This window comes from Bacillus sp. FSL K6-0994 (assembly GCF_038630815.1).
In the GTDB taxonomy this organism is placed as follows: Bacteria; Bacillota; Bacilli; order Bacillales; family Bacillaceae; genus Bacillus; species Bacillus safensis.
This window is the reverse complement of record NZ_CP152043.1, coordinates 950792-967327: the sequence shown is the minus strand read 5'-3', so window position 1 is coordinate 967327 and position 16536 is coordinate 950792. Positions and strand designations below refer to the sequence as shown.

Sequence of the window (16536 nt, the reverse complement as noted above, 5' to 3'; positions counted from 1 at the left end):
TTTGATCCATTAACGCGAGAAATAGGGAGAGATTGTGATGAAGCGAACGACGAATTTTAATGCTGGTCCGGCGGCATTGCCGCTAGAAGTGCTTCAAAAAGCACAGGAAGAACTTGTTGATTTTAAACAAACTGGGATGTCTGTGATGGAGCTTTCTCATCGCAGCGGTGAATATGAAGCAGTCCACAATAAAGCAAAAGCGCTTTTAGTGGAACTGATGGACATTCCAGAAGATTATGAAGTCCTCTTTTTACAAGGCGGAGCTAGTCTTCAATTTGCGATGATTCCAATGAACTTCTTACATGAAGGCGAAACAGCTCATTTCATTCAAACAGGCGCTTGGTCAGAAAAAGCATTGTCAGAAGCAAAAGGGTTTGGGCAGACATCTGTGCTTGCTTCAAGTGAAGATGACAACTACTCGTATATTCCAGAAGTAGATGCATCCGGTTTAACAGATGGCGCTTACTTACATATCACATCGAACAATACGATCTTCGGCACTCAGTGGAAAACGTTCCCGAACACGTCACTCCCGCTCATTGCGGATATGTCCAGTGATATTCTCAGCAAAAAAATAGACGTTTCTTCATTTGATCTCATCTATGCCGGGGCACAAAAAAACCTAGGGCCTTCAGGTATCACGATTGTGATTGCGAGCAAACGTTTATTAGAGAAAGAGAAAAGCAGCACGCCAAAAATATTAAAATATTCAACACACGCAAAAGCCAATTCTCTTTATCATACACCACCGACTTTTGCGATTTATATGCTGTCACTTGTCCTTGAGCATGTCAAACATGCTGGCGGTGTAGAAGCAGCGGAAAAACGCAATGAACAAAAAGCAGGCATTCTCTATGATACCATTGATCAAAGCGGCGGTTTTTATCAAGGACATGCGCGTGCTGACAGCCGTTCTCATATGAACGTCACCTTTACTCTTCGTGATGATGCACTTACTTCTTCCTTTGTGGAAAAAGCAAAGCAAGAGCAAATGGTTGGACTTGCCGGCCACCGTTCTGTCGGCGGATGCAGAGCATCTATTTACAATGCGGTCTCAATAGAAGACTGCCAAAAGCTTGCGGACTTTATGAAAAAGTTCCAGCAAGAAAATGAGTAAAAAGGCTTTTCTATAGGGAAATAAATTTGTTATAATAACGAGAAATATAAAGTCATGACTCTTGCAATAAATGATGAGCCATATTATTGGAGAGTCCTATAAGAGCTTAGCAGAGGAGAGCATAGAAATGAAAACAAAAGAATTAGTGATTATGTCATTGCTTGCAGCAATGGGAGCTGTTTTGCATACGATTTTCCCGCCCATCTTTTTCGGAATGAAACCTGATATGATGCTGGTCATGATGTTTTTAAGCATCATCCTTTTCCCAAAGGTTCAGCATGTTGTCGTGATTGCGCTAGTGACTGGCGTGATTTCTGCATTAACAACGGGATTCCCAGGCGGACAAATTCCGAATATGATTGATAAACCAGTGACAGCCTTTATCTTCCTAGCCCTTTTCTTATCTTGCTTGAAGATAAAGAACAAAGTGGTGCTGACCGCTGTGTTAACTGCGATTGGAACCATCGTATCCGGTGTGATTTTCCTATCTGCCGCTTTACTGATCACTGGACTGCCAGCTGCATTACCGGCACTTCTTGTGGGCGTGGTCCTGCCAGCAGCCGTGATTAATACCATTGCTATGGTATTTGTCTTCCCAATTGCTCAGTCCATTTTGAGACGTGCAAGAATGATAGAAGTTGCTTAACGAATAACCGAACCTCTTCATGATAGATGAAGAGGTTTCAGATTGTTGATAAAGGCTAAAATGATCTTGATTTTAGCCCTTTGTCTTCTTTTCAGCGTGATAGAAAACCTTTGAAGTCTAGGAAGGACGAGTACTGGCGCGGAGCGAATTTGATATTCGTGAGCACCAGCACGCAGGACTGACAAAGAATGCGAGGGTTTGTCTACACGCTGGAACCTCTTCATGATAGATGAAGAGGTTTTTTTCATGCTTTTATAAAAGAAAAAGGGTCAGCAGCAAAATGAGGAGCGAAATTCCTGCACCAGCCGCACACACAAGTGCTTTTTGCTTTAATACATGTTTTGGCGGATAAGACCCTGCATACCCAAGCTGTCTTGCATAATGAATAGAACCACCTGTAAAAACGATGACGATACACATAAAAACGAACAGAAAGACAGACAACCTTCTCCCCTCCCTTTTCTTCAAAAGTATGCTAAAATAAAGCAAGCTATGTATGGAAGTTCAATGAAGCTGATCGTCAGCTCAGAGAGAACATGCGAATGTGTAAAATTTGACTAGAGGTGATTTGAATGGCTAGTGGACGTTCTTTATTAACAGGATTATTTGTAGGCGGTCTCCTCGGAGGTGCGGCAGTGCTCCTGACGACTCCCTCTTCTGGCAGAGATGTGCGCGGAAAAGTGAAAGACGGCTATGACAAATTCGAAGATACGCTGACAAAATTAAAAAGAGACGGACAAGCTTTAAAAGAACAAATTGTGGAAACAGCAAAAGAAAGCGCAGAGGTGATTAAAGAAGTCGGGTCTGAATTGCAAACATCGATTCAGCAATGGCGCGAAGAAATCAAACCTCATCAGCAGGACTTACAAAAGGAAATTCAGGAAATTGAAGAAAAGCTCAAACAACTGGAGAAAACCTTACAAAACTAATATACTCACAAAAAAATATTCGTTTACAAAAGTGTGCGGGGTGCGTATCCCGCACTTTTTTTGTTGAAAAAAGGTTATTTTGACAATGTTTTTCATGACTTTTAAAAATTCTTGAATTTTCAGCTTTATTAATCTTTATTTTATTGGCATAATAGAATTACAAGAAAAAGAGAAGTAGGTGAAATGGATGAATCATTCGGAACAGCCTTTCGATGTAAAAGAAGCACTTTTATTCAGTCAAAGAATGGCCCAATTGAGCAAAGCTCTTTGGAAATCCATTGAAAAGGACTGGCAGCAGTGGATCAAACCGTATAACCTAAATATCAATGAACATCATATTTTGTGGATTGCGTATCAATTAAAAGGAGCTTCAATATCAGAAATTGCAAAGTTTGGCGTCATGCATGTATCAACGGCGTTTAACTTCTCCAAGAAACTGGAGGAACGAGGATTTTTAAAATTTTCTAAAAAGTTAAACGATAAACGCAATACGTATATTGAGCTAACGCCAAAAGGCGAAGAGACATTCCATAAACTACTCGAAGATTATGACCCGGCACGAACTGGTATTGTCAAAGGCGCACAGCCGCTTCATGACATTTACGGAAAGTTCCCTGAGATTTTAGAAATGATGTGTATTATCCGAAACATTTATGGTGAGGATTTCATGGAGATTTTTGAGAAATCGTTTTCAAACATTGAGAAGGACTTTTTGAATGAGCGAGGAAAAGTCACAAAAAAGACTGAGGAACTTGAAAACTCAGCTGAGGCAGCAGAAAAAGCGGCTAAAACAAATCAAATTGTTTAATGATCTTTATAAATTCATTCATTAGCGGCTGAAACAGCCCCTGATCATGCAAAGCAAATATCGTCTCATGAACATCCAGCTTTTCAATTAACTGTCCCGCAAAGAGCGCAAGGAGATCGTCAAACATGACGTAGCCTTGTGCTTTTTGCTTATCCATTTCCTCTGAAAGCTCAGCACAAATACGCTCAATTTCCTCTGCCTCTTCTTTCGATACACGCTGCCTGATCAATAACGCATAATATGGATAACGGCTCATATCGGCTGCCGTCAATAAAAGTTCCATGTAATATTCAAGCTGGCTCATTCGTTCCTCAATACTCATGTACGTTCCCTCTTTCTCTTAGTCCTTCTATTTTAGCCGAAATTACTCATTGACGAAAGAGACGAACCTCCCCCTTCTGTTCTTTTTTCTTGAAAAACCCAAAGTTTCCTCTCTTTATTCCATATGAAGGCACCATTTTATTTTTTTTCATCAAAACCATTGATTTTTATCCTCAGGAAGAGTAAATTATCTTGAGATATTCAATTCGATTTTTAGATTGGAAGGATGAAAAATGAATTGTTGGAAGACCATTAATCTTGAAAAGGATTATGGTTATACGAGAATGATGATTTCTGCCATAAGTCTTGCTATCCTTTTTTTCATTATGGCATTTTTATGTTTTCAACTGACTCATCCTGAAACGAGGCTAAGCAGCCATAACGCACCGCTTTTTGCCGTGCTCTTACTTGTGACATTGCTTGTCCACCGTGTGGTTCACTTGATCCCAGTGATGAAAAATAAGAAAAAAATGACGCTATTAATGAAACGAAATTGCTGGCAGCGCGTGCCTAAGAAAGTGATGCTTTTTTCACTTCTCAGCCCGTTTTGTGTCATCTCACCGGTTTACTTTGTGTTAGGCGTGGCGTTTCCTATGTACGCACACTATTTTATCATCATCGCAAGTATACATGCAGGCTATTGTTTGCCTGACTTTTTATTTGCATGGAAGCTGCTCAAAGCACCTAGATCCTGCATCATCGATCAAGCTCAAGACGAGTTTGATATTTTAGTTGACCAAACTTCCTCATCATGAGGTTTTTAAAGCCAACTTCTATCTTTTTCATAAAAAATTTGGTAATGTAGTATGGGAATAGCATAGAGAGGGGGGATCTCCGATAGTTTTATTTTACTTCATCGTCTTTGCCGCGTTTATTGTGTATTCAATAAACAGGCTTACTAATACATTATGCCTTGTCAGAGAGATTCCTGAAGAACGGCAAGATAAGGTGTTTCGCTTTATCAATGTATCGATACTGATCTTACTTATCTCATCATTTGTTGAAATTACCATTTCCATTTAAGATCAAAGCAAAAGCTGCCAGTTTGAGGGCAGCTTTTTGTGTATATTTTAATTAGCAAATCCAAGATGCACCGATGATGATCAATAAAATGAATAATACGACGACTAGTGCAAAACCGCCAGCAAAGACTTCTCCTCCCATGTGAAAACACCTCCTGCCAGTTCTTCCTCTGTTCTAAGCTCAGTGTATGCAGAAAAATTAAAAACGTTTAGGCACCTGTCATCGTTTGAAAAAAGAACCGCCCTCACGCACGGCAGGACGGCTCCCTTCTGTCACAGCGATTTAATTAGTAAAGATATGCTGCACCAACGATGATCAGCAAAATGAATAGCACGACCAATAAAGCAAACCCATTAGAATATCCTGCTCCCATATAATTCAGCCTCCTTTTTGTGATCACTATATGTGTATGTCGCGCGCAATTTTTTGACTAGACGAATGCCCTTCCATTTGCATTTCTTTTTACAGCGTGTCACAATATGTTATGATACAAGCAATGATAAATAAATTGGAAAGATTAGGAGTGTTTTTTGAATGAAAAAAATGGCTTTAGCAGCTGTAACAGCAGTAAGTGTTTTAACTCTTGGCGCATGCAGTAGCGGTGATAAAGATGTGATCGCCACAACGAAATCAGGAGATGTCACAAAAGGAGAACTTTATACAACTCTTAAGAAACAAGCAGGTGGAGATGCTCTAAACCTACTTGTTCAACAAAAGGTTCTTGCTGACAAATACAAAGTATCTGATAAAGAAATTGATAAGAAATTGGAAGAATATAAAAAGACACTTGGTGAAGATCGTTTAAAACAGCTTCAAGATGAATTCGGTAAAGATTACATCAAAGATCAAGTGAAATATGAGCTGCTGACTCAAAAGGCTGCCAAAGCTAACATCAAAATCACTGATAAAGAAGTAAAATCGTATTACGATGACCTTAAAGGAAAAATCCGTGCAAGCCACATTTTAGTAGCTGATAAGAAAACAGCTGACGAAGTGGAAAAGAAATTAGATAAAGGTGAAAAATGGGATTCCCTTGTCTCTGAATATTCAACTGATACTGCTTCAGCAGCACAAGGCGGAGATGTAGGCTGGTTCGCAAAAGAAGGCCAAATGGACGAGAACTTCAGCAAAGCTGCTTTCAAACTAAAAGTAAATGAAATCAGCAAGCCAGTAAAATCCCAATTCGGCTACCATATCATTAAAAAGACTGAAGAACGCGGTAAATATGATGACATGAAAGCAGACTTGAAAAAAGAACTGCTTGACCAAAAACAAGCAGACACAAATGAAATCCAAAACATCTTAAACAAATTAGTAAAAGATGCTGATGTGAAAGTAAAAGATAAAGAGCTTCAAAAAACGTTCAAAGAAAAATCTGAACAGCCTGCACAAAATCAGCAGACACAACAGAACCAGTAATCACAAAAAACCCCTCTGCCGTAATCGCGCAGAGGGGTTTTTGTATGACGAGATTAAGCAATTGAATGATCTTCATGTGCCGCAGTATCCTGTGATCTTTTCACCTGCTGATTCTGGCGTCTGCGCTCTCTTTCCTGTTCCATTCGCTCGATAAATATTTCTCCTTCCTTTTCAATAAAGGATTGATCAATTTCTTGCTCCTCTTTGGCTGTTGTCATTAATTTATACGCACAGAAAATAATGCCGATAATACATGCATACACCCACCACGGAAAAAACAACATTTTTTCATCGCCTCCTTTTCTTAAGGAAATTCCTCTCTTCCTTTGTGTTACATGCTTATGCGAAAAGAAGACAAGTTATGAAAAAAAACGCCCGCATAAACGGACGTTTTGACATGATTATTCGTGATGGAAGGTTGGTTTATAAAACGAACGATTCTCAAGTGCAAAAATACGTTCTGTATATTCTCCTGGTTTCACATGCTCAAGCGCACGATCCATCATGTTCATTTTCGCATCTAAATTATCAATATAGTGGAGAATTTCAGCTTCTTTTACCATTGGTGGTTTCGGGCTGCCCCATTCTCCTTTTCCATGATGACTCAGGACTAAGTGCTGTAAAATAAGAATTTCCTCTGAATCAATGCTAAGCTCTTCCGCAGCTTTCGCAATCTCTGTCACCATAATGGAAATGTGGCCAATTAAATTCCCTTCCACAGTATATGTCGTGGAGACTGGACCCGAAAGCTCTTTGACTTTCCCTAAATCATGAAGAATGATGCCTGAATATAAAAGATCTCGATCTAGTGATGGATATAGGTCAACAATGGATTTTGCTAAATGCAGCATAGACACGACGTGGTAGGCGAGTCCAGAGACAAATTCGTGATGATTTTTTGTCGCTGCTGGATAATCAGCAAATTCCTGTCCATATTTCTTCAGCAAATGCCTTGTAACACGCTGAATATTAGGGTTTTTCATATCAAAGATATATTGCATAATCGTATCCATCATATCGTGTTTTGGAATAGGAGCTGTTTCGAGAAAGTCATCAATTCGAATTTGCTCGTTTTCAGCAACAGGGCGTATATTCCTAAGCTTCAGCTGATTCCTCCCGCGATAATGATGAATGTCGCCTACTACCTTCACGATGGTTTGCGGTCCATAGGTGATTTCATCATTCTGCTTTGCATCCCATAGTTTCGCCTCAATATCTCCACTTTGATCTTGAAGAATGAGCGTTAAAAATGGTTTGCCATTACTTGCAATTCCTTTAGTAGATGATTTAATTAATAAATGCAGGTCAACTTGTTCGCCGACATCATAGGTCATGATCCCTTTAGCCATTCAATAAAAGCTCCTTCCATGTTTCTGCTCATATAAGTATAACATAAGTCATTATTTGTCAATCATTCAACTGCTAAACTCGTAATCTGTCCATCTTCAGCTGCCTGCATCATATGCTGATGACAGGTAAAATAAAACAGCTGTGTTTCATAACGCGTGAGTTCATTCATCAACTCCAGTACTCTTCCTAGACGAACATGATCAAAATGAACGAAGCTGTCATCCATCATAAACGGAAGCTGACATTCCTGCTGATGAGACAAGGCGAGTGCAAAACGAATGGCCAGATAGACTTGTTCACATGTTGCTTGCGAGAGCTCTTCTGGTCGGAATATTCGTCCGTCCATCCTTTTCACGATCAGCCGGTCATCCTCGGGTGAAAATAAAATGGCTTCATATCGATCATTCGTTAACGGCTGAATAAAGCGGGAAGCTGTTTGCAGCAGTGCTGGCAGCCTTTTTTCTTTATGTTCATTCAATTTTTCTCGAATGACGGAGCGGACAAGCTGAATCGCCGCCCATTTTTTCGCAAGGTGTTTTGCATGCTCCTGCTCAGCTGAAAGCTGATGAGTCAAATCAGACACCGTACCTGAAGCTTCTATTTGCCGGATTTCCACTGCTCGTTCTGCCAGACGTTTTTCCATATTCGCCGCATTCGATTGTATGTTATTCAGATGCTGCTTTGCTTCCGCACACTCTTCTTCAAGAAGGCGCAATCCTTTACGAACAATCGATTCTTCCTCATCAAAGCAGCCGCATCTATGCAGCTCTTGATTCAGCTGCTGCAAATGGGAAAGCCGTTCCCGATATTCTTTCGATAGATGGGAAAGAATTTGGTAATCTTTTTTGGACTCTGCCTCTACTTGACGAAAAAGCACGTCCATTTGTTTTTCGTAATAGTCAATTTCCCCTTCCAGTGTCGTGATCTGCTGTTTCACATGTTGAATCGATACATCCAATGTCTGACGTTCTTTTTCTCTTTTCGCCTCATCTTTCAATATCTCTTGAAAGGCCGAGATGTTCTCTTGAATGGTGCCTTCCTTTCGTTGCAGAAGACTGCTTAACGCTTCCACCCTTTGCTCATAATTGGACTGCTGGCCGGCAAGCTCGTCTATTTCCCGGCTAAGCTCCTCATATCCCGCTGTATTCGTTTTTAACTGCTTCAGGATAAGGAAGGCTTCTACTAGGAAAGAAAGCTCTGAGGACAAGCCCAGCTGTCTTTTCTTTTCCTCTACTTGCTGCTGGACAGGTTCCAGCTCCTGCTCCCAGTCTTCATATTGCCGGATGATCCTTTCGTACAAAAGCTCCTTCTGCCTCACAAGCGTTTCAGCTGAAGCTGCCTGTACTTGGAAGGAATCGAATGTTCCCCCGCCGCTTCCCTGTTTCACCTGTGTCGATTTCAAAAATGGGTAAATAGCAAAGAAGACAAAAACAGAAAACCCTGCAAATAAGAAAGTAACCCACCACTCTGTTAAAAAGAAAAGGACAAGCAGAAATGCAGCATCAAATATCACCATCACAGGGAATAACCACGCCCGGGAATGAACCTGTTTCTCTTTTGCTCTTGTTTCCCCAGCTTCCACTGTACTATGCGATTTGGCCTGCTGTTCCTTTAATCCTTTTAAAGCGGTTTCCGCTTCTTCCAGCTCATGTCTTGCATGATCAAACCGGTCATCCAGCTGTGCCTTTCTGTCCATTAAACGAACGTAGTGGCTGACAGCCTCCTTTAATTCCCACTCAAATTCAAGGGAGTCGTCAATCTGCTCAAGCTTGACTGAACGCTGCCACTTTAGCTTCGCTGCGGCTTCGTCCATTTTTTGTTTCAATGAATCACGTTCTGCTTTACATTCTGCTAAGCGGTTTTTGACACGTTCAGCATGAGAAGATTCATCAACGACACGCTTCATCTCCAGTAATGTATCCTTGTCATAAAGCGGCTGAACTTGTGCCAGCGAGGTTTGCAAATGATCTAATTTTTGCTTTAGTGCAGTCATTTGAGCCTTTTTCGGATGAAGGTGTGATTCTAATTTATCCAATTCATGCTCTGTTTCTGCTCTAAAGCGTTTGACTCGTTCTGGATAACGGGCTAATTCTTTTTTTAACTCCATCTTCTTCTCTATCATGGGATAAAGTCGAATGTGTTCGTTTAACTGCTGAATCTGTTCTTCTGTCTGCTTCATTTCCTTTTGAAGCGCTGCGATACTCTCTATTAATTCAGAATGCTCCCGTTTTTTTTCTGTATAACGGCCTTCTGCCAATCTAGCTTGTTTCAGCTGGGCAGCCAGCTCTTTTAAACGATCAAGCTGCTGGTTTAATTCCGGCTTGCGTCCATTTGGTTTAAACAGCTGCTCCTGCTGCTTAAGCAGCCTGCTATCCATCTTGGAGGCAGCATCTGAGCCAAATAAACTTGAGAAAAGGAGAAATTCACCGATTTGATCTTCGTTTAAGGCTTGGACATTTTGCAGTCCAAACACATCAAATGAATAGATTGATTGGAATAATCTGCGATCTGTTCCCTTTAAAAGAGTTAGTAGAAATGCTTCATCTTTCACTTCACCATTCGGTAAAAACACCTGTGCTTGACCGCCTCGATCGGACGATCTCTCAATGTGAATGACACCTAACTCCTCATCTAAGCAAGTGAGGGAGCCGCCATAGAAAGATCCTTGTTTCGGCTTGTATATCTTGTTTTTTGAAAAACCAAATAACATCGACTCAATAAATGCCTTCAATGTCGTTTTCCCCGATTCATTCAGGCCGTAAACTAGCTGAAAACCGTCATCAGAAAAGTGAAAGGTTCGATTTGAAAATTTCCCGAAATTCGCTATATGGAGTGAACGTATTTTCATCATACCTCTCCTTTTCTCATAATTGCTTCAGCTGTTCCGTCAACAGCCTTTGTGCCTCTTCTTTTATATCCACTTCATCCTCTTTTGTGAGCGCTTTTCCTGACTTCCTGTAGGTTGGGTGACGCTTGATCGGTGAAAGCAGTTCTTCATATGACTCAAACTGTGCAATTTCTGCCGTTAGTTCCTTCAAAAAGGAATCTTCTGGATAAATGACATCCTCGTTTGTTCGGCAATCAATTGACATCACCCAAACAAACACATCTTCATCTTCCTCCTGCTCATGAAAAACAGTCATCAGCTCTTCGAGGACCTCAAGCTGTGTATGCTCAAAGTAAGAAGGCGCATCACCTGTCAATTCAATTCTCACAAAATGAGGAATACCTTCCTCTTTCAGCTCATTGATTTTGCCTTCCACAAGTGTGACAAGATCCGTCATATGAGTTGTTTCTGTGATGTCTATTGCCAGTTTCTCAAAGATGATATCTGCACAGCTGATAAAATCCGCTGCCCGTGAATCTTCGGAGAGGTGAATCAAGTAACAGCCTTTTTCTCCCGTTTCTTTTATATGTCTGCCCTGCACGTTACCAGGGTAAATTATATATGGGTCTTCATGCAGAAGGGCTCTTTTATGTATATGTCCAAGCGCCCAATAATCAAAATCCCGCGCTATGAGCTGCTGCAGCTGAAATGGGGCATATGCATCATGTCCTTCTTGTCCGGCTAATGTGCCGTGAAGCATCGCAATGTGATAGGCAGCATCTGTTGTTTTGACATAATGAGATGTCATATTTTCATAGACAGCCCGCTCTTTGTAGCTAAACCCATAAATACTCGCGACAAGCTGATCCCCTCGATAATAGGAGTGCTCACTTGGTGTACTGCTCGAAAAGACATGTACATTCTCGGGCCACTCAATCGGTGTCCATTCACCGCCTAAATGATCATGATTCCCATAAATAATAAAGACTTCAATCCCGTGCGTTTGCAGTCTTACAAACTGATTTCTTAAAAACAGCTGTGCTTTTAAGCTGCGATTGGATTCATCAAATAAATCTCCGCTCAGCAGCACAAAGTCTACTGCCCGCACAATGGCGAGATCAAAGATGTTCTTAGCGCTTTGAAATGTACTTTCTTTGAGCCGCTTAAATATGGAACTAGGTATAGTCGACATTCCTGCAAATGGACTGTCTAAATGTAAATCTGCGGCATGAATAAAGGTGAGCTTAGTCAAACGTCTATCTCCTTGTCCGATACTGTCATTGTCCATATTTTATCATGCCATTTTTACGAATGCACGTTCTATCACTCTCATTCTAAAAAACACATTTTTAAGGGCTAAAAAAGAGGTTTTGTCTTATTCCATGTTTAATTACATTAAAAACAGAGGAAAGGAAGATGAGGAATGGAGAAGACATACTTTTTAACCGTATTTGACCGGTCGGGTGAGACTTTATTAAATGAAAAAATCACAGCGGATAGTGACGAGAAAGCAAAGGAATTAGGACGTCATCGCTTAATGGAACAGCAATACACAAAGCATTCTCATCGACTCGTTGATCAAGCAGGAAAACTGCTTTTATTTGAACGTTAAAAAAGCCGGCTTTCGCCGGCCTCATGTTCATTTATGCTTTTTGAAAGACAGGACGTCTTTTTTCTAAAAAGGCCTGTATACCTTCCTTGTGATCATGACTTTTTCTCAGTCTTGCCTGTGCTGCTCTCTCTTTTTGAAGAACTGCTAAGAGCTTTGATTCTGACTGGTGGAAATAGATCATCTTTGTTTCGATAAAGGCTTGAAGCGGCATGTTCATAAATGGCTTCACACACACTTTTTGGTACGTATCGACCTCATCCTGAAACACCCCGTCTGCAAGGCGCAGCTTTAACGCTTCTTCAGCCGGCAGCTTTTGTCCGCTCCAAATCAATTGTTTAGCGGTTTGCTCACTCACTCTTTTTGTGAGGAAAAAATGCCCCCCGCCATCTGGAATTAATCCTACTCCATTAAAATTCATGGCGAGTTTTGCATCCTGATGCATAAACAAGTAGTCACAGCTTAGAGCAAAGCTAAAAGCGAGGCCTGCTGCTGACCCGTGAACAAGCGCAATCGTCACTTTTTTCATGCTAGCTAGAGAAAGTGTAATTCCCTCGATCAAATCCATCACACGATGGAAATCTTCTTCACTTTCCTGCTTGAGCATCATCCCAATATCTCCGCCTGCTGAGAATCCTTTTCCCGCTCCCTTGATGACAACGACTTTTGCACTGCTTTCCTCCGCTGCATCACATGCTTCTTTGAATTCAGCAAACATGTCCACATGAAAAGAATTATAAGCTTCAGGCCTATTGAAAACGATTTCAAAAACATCCCCGTCTAACTGACAATTGATATATGTCATCATCCATCCCCCTCTTCTTTTAAAAGCTCATCACTTACTTCCATTTTCATCATGTAAAACCTTTTTCTCTAAATAAAAAATTTCAAGATCAATTGATACTAAAATAAGCATAATGATTGAAACAAGAAATATATTTTTATATAGTAAAAAAAGAAAGAAAATAAATTTGAAAGGAGGAGGATGATTGATCAGATGTTCCATCATGATATTGGTTAGCTTCATCGTCATGTTTTCTCCTTTTTCAAATGTCGTTTTTGCTTCACAGGCAGAAGCGAGTATACCTAGCCTGATTTCTCCATCCATTTATGATGAAGAAATCAATGCTGTGAAGACACCTTCGTTTTCAAAAAAACATGCTTCATCCATTCTGTTGAAGGACAGATTATCAAGGGCGGATGCCAAGACTTTTCTGCCAAAGCCTGCCCCATCAGCTGCATTGTCCATTGATCTATGTTTTTTGGAAATGAAGTGTGCGATCCCCGTTATGTATCAATCTAATTACCTCTACTGATTCATTTTATTTCATCCGCATTTACTATTTGAAAAACACAGCCTATCAAATTCGGAGGGATAAAATGAACATTAAAGAAAATGATCTTCCTGGGATCGGAAAGAAATTTGAAATTGAAACGAGAAATAGAGAAAAGATGACGATTGTGATTCATGATGATGGCAGACGGGAAATTTATCGTTTTGACGATGATGATCCAGATGAAGTGCTGTCTACCATTTCACTCGATGATGCTGAATCCCGGCAAATCGCTGCTATTATCGGCGGTATGGTGTATAAACCGCAGGCACTAGAAACCATTGAAATGGCCTTCAACGACTTGATCATTGAATGGTTTAAAGTGGAAAAAGGTGCAAAAGCGGTTGGACATACACTCGGTGATTTAGATGTGAGACAAAATTATGAAGTCACCGTGATTGCGATCATTAAACATACAAATGAAAAATTACTCAACCCTGGTGCCGATTCGATTATTCAAGCAAATGATACGATGGTCATTTCGGGCGAAAGAAAACACTTAAAGCGATTGGTACGTGATTTTCTTTCTAGAGGGGGAGAGTGATGAATGGATCATTTAGTCTTTGAAGTTGGGACGGCGCTAATTCTTATCGCCATCGCCAGCTTAATCGCCAATAAAATTAAATTTTCTATCATCCCTTTTCTCATTGTCCTCGGAATGATTGTTGGGCCGCATGCTCCAACTATCGGGATCATTGATTTGAAATTTATCGAAAGCACGGAGATTATTTCGTTTTTTGGCAGAATGGGCGTCCTGTTCCTTCTTTTCTATCTTGGACTTGAGTTCTCTGTCGGAAAACTCATTAAATCGGGTAAATCTATTGCAGTCGGCGGATCTATTTATATTTTGATCAACTTCAGCTTAGGACTGCTCTACGGTTTTATCACAGGGTTTGGATTCCTTGAGGTTCTCATTATGGCAGGGGTGATCACCATTTCATCCAGCGCCATTGTGGCCAAGGTCCTTGTCGATTTGAAACGGACGGCAAATCCTGAAACAGAGTTAATTCTAGGGATAATTATGTTTGAGGATATTTTCCTTGCCGTTTATTTATCCGTCGTATCAGGTCTTGTCCTTGGAGATGCCACTACTGTTGGCGGTGCCTTATTATCAATTTTAATTGCTTTTGGTTATATGATGCTTTTCTTTATCATTGCGCGGAAGCTGCCAAAACTATTAAATAAGTTGTTTGATATCCGTTCGAACGAAGTGTTCATCATTGTGATTTTTGCCGCTTTGTTCTTTGTCGCTGGCTTTTCAGAAACAATTCATGTAGCAGAGGCTATTGGAGCTCTCTTACTTGGTCTTGTTTTCTCAGAAACAGAGCACTCAGACCGCATCGAGCATCTCGTGGTTCCGTTTAGAGATTTCTTTGGAGCGATGTTCTTTTTCAGCTTTGGTCTCAGTATCGATCCGTTTACATTGGGTGATGCCTTCTGGCTTGCGATCGGCGCTGTGATTCTTACCTTAATTGGGAACTTCACTGCCGGAATGTTCGCTGGACGGAGAGCTGGCTTTTCTCATAAAGCCTCTTCTAATATTGGATTAACCATCGTATCGAGAGGAGAGTTTTCAATCATTGTTGCCGAGCTTGGCATTGCCGGCGGACTTGCCGCTACTTTGAAGCCCTTTGCTGCATTGTATGTCTTAATCCTTGCGATCTTAGGACCGCTCGTAACGAAAGAATCTAAAAAAATCTATCAAATCCTAAACAAAATCTTCAAATGGAAACCTGAAAAACCAAAAGTAAAAAAAGAAACGACGATCTAATGAAAAAGGGCCCTATGCTTGGGCCCTTTTCTATGTTTTATTCAAATTGCTGAAATGCAGTTTCTTGCTTGACTGGCGCTTCCTTGACACCGCGAATGGTTCGAATGACTTTCTGGTTGCGGTAAATCGATAGTTTCAAATTGGTCGCCGCTGTTCCATGAGAATGATCAAGATTCGTGAATGTAAAGAAATGATTTGAACGCTTGTCTTTGAACACAAGCCTGAAGTCGTCTGTCACTTTAAAATGCTCATCACTTTCCCATTCAATCAAAGGTTCATATGCGCTAAACCATTCAGGAATATTCGGTGTGTATCCTGTAGCCAATACAGCGTGATCTACAGTTATGCTTTTTTCTTTCTTCAACTGCCACTGCTTGAGATGCAGCTCCAAAGGCTGATGCTCTCCTCTTTGAATCGCTTCAAGCTCGGTCATTGGCTGAATGAGCACAGATGGCTCTTCACCTGAAACGGAGCGATGATACAACTCCTGATAAATGCGCGAAAGCGTTGATGCATCGATGCCATTTCTTAATCCTGTCAGTCTGGGCAATGTGTTCATACGTTCTTCATAAGGAAGCGAATGAAAATACTCGACATACTTTGGTGTAAAAAGCTCTTGGCCAAGTTCTGCCGTCTCCAGCTCTCTAAATTCACTAGAACGCGTAAACCATGAAAGCTGCTGTCCTTTCTTTTGATGCTGAAGCAGGTCTAAGAAAATTTCAGCTGCACTCTGCCCTGAGCCGATTACCGCCACCGACTCAGCTTCATGAAGTGCTTTCTGCTGATCTAAATAACGGCTGCTATGGGTCACATATGGGTATGCTGCTTCAGGCACATCGACTGGAATCATTGGTTTGCTTCCTGTGCCTAACACGACATGCTTTACACGATATTCAGAAAGCGATCCATCGTTCAGCCGTCTGACTTTCACAAGGTAGCCTTCTTGGCAGTCCGTCACTTCTTCTACCTTCATCCCGAACTGACAGCTGTCTAATTCTCCTGCCACCCATGATAAATACTCATTGAATTCTCTCCGCGGGATATCAAACTGTTCAAATGTATAGAACCGGTGAAGTCTATTTGCTTCATGTAAATAATTTAAAAATGTATACCTGCTCCTTGGATTCGCCATTGTGACAAGGTCTGCTAAAAAGGAAACTTGCAAATCCGTTCCTTTGATCAGCATACCAGGATGCCAGGCAAACTCAGACTCTTGTTCAAAAAAACAGCATGAGACATCCTCATACTCCTCTAACAAAGCGGCCAACCCTAAATTGGCGGGCCCAATCCCAATTCCGATCACATCTATCATATGTACACCTGCTTTAACTTTTTATCACTTATATACCCTTTTACAAATGAAAAAAACACTGCGTCATCGC

General features: G+C 40.9%; 21 protein-coding genes. 11 read left to right on the top strand and 10 right to left on the bottom strand.

The features are described 5' to 3' along the window. Positions 1–37 precede the first annotated feature (37 nt). Both serC and MHB69_RS04915 read left to right on the top strand, forming a co-directional pair. Positions 38–1117 (top strand): 3-phosphoserine/phosphohydroxythreonine transaminase, encoded by a 1080-nt coding sequence (gene serC, locus MHB69_RS04920; protein ID WP_342496055.1) that lies wholly within the window; start codon positions 38–40, stop codon positions 1115–1117. Positions 1118–1244: 127 nt separating this feature from the next. Next, complete coding sequence (locus MHB69_RS04915) at positions 1245–1763, top strand: tryptophan transporter (RefSeq protein ID WP_024425455.1); 519 nt, start codon at positions 1245–1247, stop codon at positions 1761–1763. A gap of 252 nt (positions 1764–2015) precedes the next feature. Here the strand turns inward: MHB69_RS04915 and MHB69_RS04910 are convergent, their stop codons facing one another. After that, positions 2016–2207 (bottom strand): hypothetical protein, encoded by a 192-nt coding sequence (locus tag MHB69_RS04910; RefSeq protein WP_024425454.1) that lies wholly within the window; start codon positions 2205–2207, stop codon positions 2016–2018. Positions 2208–2335: 128 nt separating this feature from the next. Here MHB69_RS04910 and MHB69_RS04905 point away from each other — a divergent pair, with 128 nt between their 5' ends. Then, the gene (locus MHB69_RS04905; protein ID WP_024425453.1) at positions 2336–2692 is read left to right on the top strand and encodes a YtxH domain-containing protein; all 357 of its coding nucleotides are present in this window, start codon (positions 2336–2338) and stop codon (positions 2690–2692) included. A 187-nt stretch (positions 2693–2879) separates the two neighbouring features. Continuing rightward, positions 2880–3500: an HTH-type transcriptional regulator Hpr gene (locus MHB69_RS04900; RefSeq protein WP_034282207.1), complete on the top strand. Its 621-nt coding sequence runs from the start codon at positions 2880–2882 to the stop codon at positions 3498–3500. Here the strand turns inward: MHB69_RS04900 and MHB69_RS04895 are convergent. Beyond that, on the bottom strand, positions 3478–3822 hold the full coding sequence (locus MHB69_RS04895) for a YhaI family protein (protein WP_024426566.1): 345 nt from the start codon (positions 3820–3822) through the stop codon (positions 3478–3480). The genes MHB69_RS04900 and MHB69_RS04895 overlap by 23 nt on opposite strands. Before the next feature lie 232 nt (positions 3823–4054). Here MHB69_RS04895 and MHB69_RS04890 point away from each other — a divergent pair, with 232 nt between their 5' ends. Both MHB69_RS04890 and MHB69_RS04885 read left to right on the top strand, forming a co-directional pair. Further along, a complete protein-coding gene (locus MHB69_RS04890) occupies positions 4055–4576 on the top strand; it encodes a DUF3267 domain-containing protein (RefSeq protein WP_024426567.1) in 522 nt (173 codons plus the stop codon). Between the two features lie 82 nt (positions 4577–4658). Then, positions 4659–4844 carry a hypothetical protein gene (locus MHB69_RS04885; protein ID WP_072368131.1) on the top strand — a complete coding sequence of 62 codons (186 nt, stop codon included), beginning with the start codon at positions 4659–4661 and terminating at the stop codon, positions 4842–4844. Positions 4845–4895: 51 nt separating this feature from the next. On the opposite strand, the gene MHB69_RS04880 is transcribed toward MHB69_RS04885, so the two are convergent. Together MHB69_RS04880 and MHB69_RS04875 are read right to left on the bottom strand one after the other, a co-directional pair. After that, complete coding sequence (locus MHB69_RS04880; RefSeq protein WP_017360317.1) at positions 4896–4985, bottom strand: YjcZ family sporulation protein; 90 nt, start codon at positions 4983–4985, stop codon at positions 4896–4898. A 145-nt stretch (positions 4986–5130) separates the two neighbouring features. After that, positions 5131–5217: a YjcZ family sporulation protein gene (locus MHB69_RS04875; protein ID WP_008361129.1), complete on the bottom strand. Its 87-nt coding sequence runs from the start codon at positions 5215–5217 to the stop codon at positions 5131–5133. A 161-nt stretch (positions 5218–5378) separates the two neighbouring features. Between MHB69_RS04875 and MHB69_RS04870 the strand changes: the two genes are divergently transcribed. Beyond that, on the top strand, positions 5379–6263 hold the full coding sequence (locus MHB69_RS04870) for a peptidylprolyl isomerase (RefSeq protein ID WP_024425449.1): 885 nt from the start codon (positions 5379–5381) through the stop codon (positions 6261–6263). A 53-nt stretch (positions 6264–6316) separates the two neighbouring features. On the opposite strand, the gene MHB69_RS04865 is transcribed toward MHB69_RS04870, so the two are convergent. The 4 genes from MHB69_RS04865 to MHB69_RS04850 form a co-directional block, all read right to left on the bottom strand. Further along, positions 6317–6547, bottom strand: a complete 231-nt coding sequence (locus MHB69_RS04865) for a sporulation YhaL family protein (RefSeq protein WP_024425448.1) — start codon at positions 6545–6547, stop codon at positions 6317–6319. A gap of 117 nt (positions 6548–6664) precedes the next feature. Next, positions 6665–7612 (bottom strand): 3'-5' exoribonuclease YhaM, encoded by a 948-nt coding sequence (yhaM, locus tag MHB69_RS04860; protein WP_024425447.1) that lies wholly within the window; start codon positions 7610–7612, stop codon positions 6665–6667. A gap of 62 nt (positions 7613–7674) precedes the next feature. Beyond that, positions 7675–10461, bottom strand: a complete 2787-nt coding sequence (locus MHB69_RS04855) for an AAA family ATPase (RefSeq protein ID WP_342496054.1) — start codon at positions 10459–10461, stop codon at positions 7675–7677. A gap of 16 nt (positions 10462–10477) precedes the next feature. Then, complete coding sequence (locus tag MHB69_RS04850; protein WP_081124169.1) at positions 10478–11692, bottom strand: DNA repair exonuclease; 1215 nt, start codon at positions 11690–11692, stop codon at positions 10478–10480. 171 nt (positions 11693–11863) lie between these two features. Here MHB69_RS04850 and MHB69_RS04845 point away from each other — a divergent pair, with 171 nt between their 5' ends. Next, positions 11864–12052, top strand: a complete 189-nt coding sequence (locus MHB69_RS04845) for a YhzD family protein (protein ID WP_041117003.1) — start codon at positions 11864–11866, stop codon at positions 12050–12052. A 31-nt stretch (positions 12053–12083) separates the two neighbouring features. On the opposite strand, the gene MHB69_RS04840 is transcribed toward MHB69_RS04845, so the two are convergent. After that, positions 12084–12857, bottom strand: a complete 774-nt coding sequence (locus tag MHB69_RS04840; RefSeq protein ID WP_081124168.1) for an enoyl-CoA hydratase — start codon at positions 12855–12857, stop codon at positions 12084–12086. 181 nt (positions 12858–13038) lie between these two features. Between MHB69_RS04840 and MHB69_RS04835 the strand changes: the two genes are divergently transcribed. The 3 genes from MHB69_RS04835 to MHB69_RS04825 all read left to right on the top strand — a co-directional run bounded on the left by MHB69_RS04835 (position 13039) and on the right by MHB69_RS04825 (position 15154). Next, complete coding sequence (locus MHB69_RS04835; protein ID WP_235362175.1) at positions 13039–13365, top strand: potassium:proton antiporter; 327 nt, start codon at positions 13039–13041, stop codon at positions 13363–13365. Positions 13366–13429: 64 nt separating this feature from the next. Beyond that, positions 13430–13927 (top strand): cation:proton antiporter regulatory subunit, encoded by a 498-nt coding sequence (locus MHB69_RS04830; RefSeq protein ID WP_024425442.1) that lies wholly within the window; start codon positions 13430–13432, stop codon positions 13925–13927. Between the two features lie 3 nt (positions 13928–13930). Continuing rightward, the gene (locus tag MHB69_RS04825; protein WP_034282218.1) at positions 13931–15154 is read left to right on the top strand and encodes a cation:proton antiporter; all 1224 of its coding nucleotides are present in this window, start codon (positions 13931–13933) and stop codon (positions 15152–15154) included. 37 nt (positions 15155–15191) lie between these two features. Here the strand turns inward: MHB69_RS04825 and MHB69_RS04820 are convergent, their stop codons facing one another. Next, on the bottom strand, positions 15192–16466 hold the full coding sequence (locus MHB69_RS04820) for a SidA/IucD/PvdA family monooxygenase (RefSeq protein WP_342496053.1): 1275 nt from the start codon (positions 16464–16466) through the stop codon (positions 15192–15194). Positions 16467–16536 lie beyond the last annotated feature (70 nt).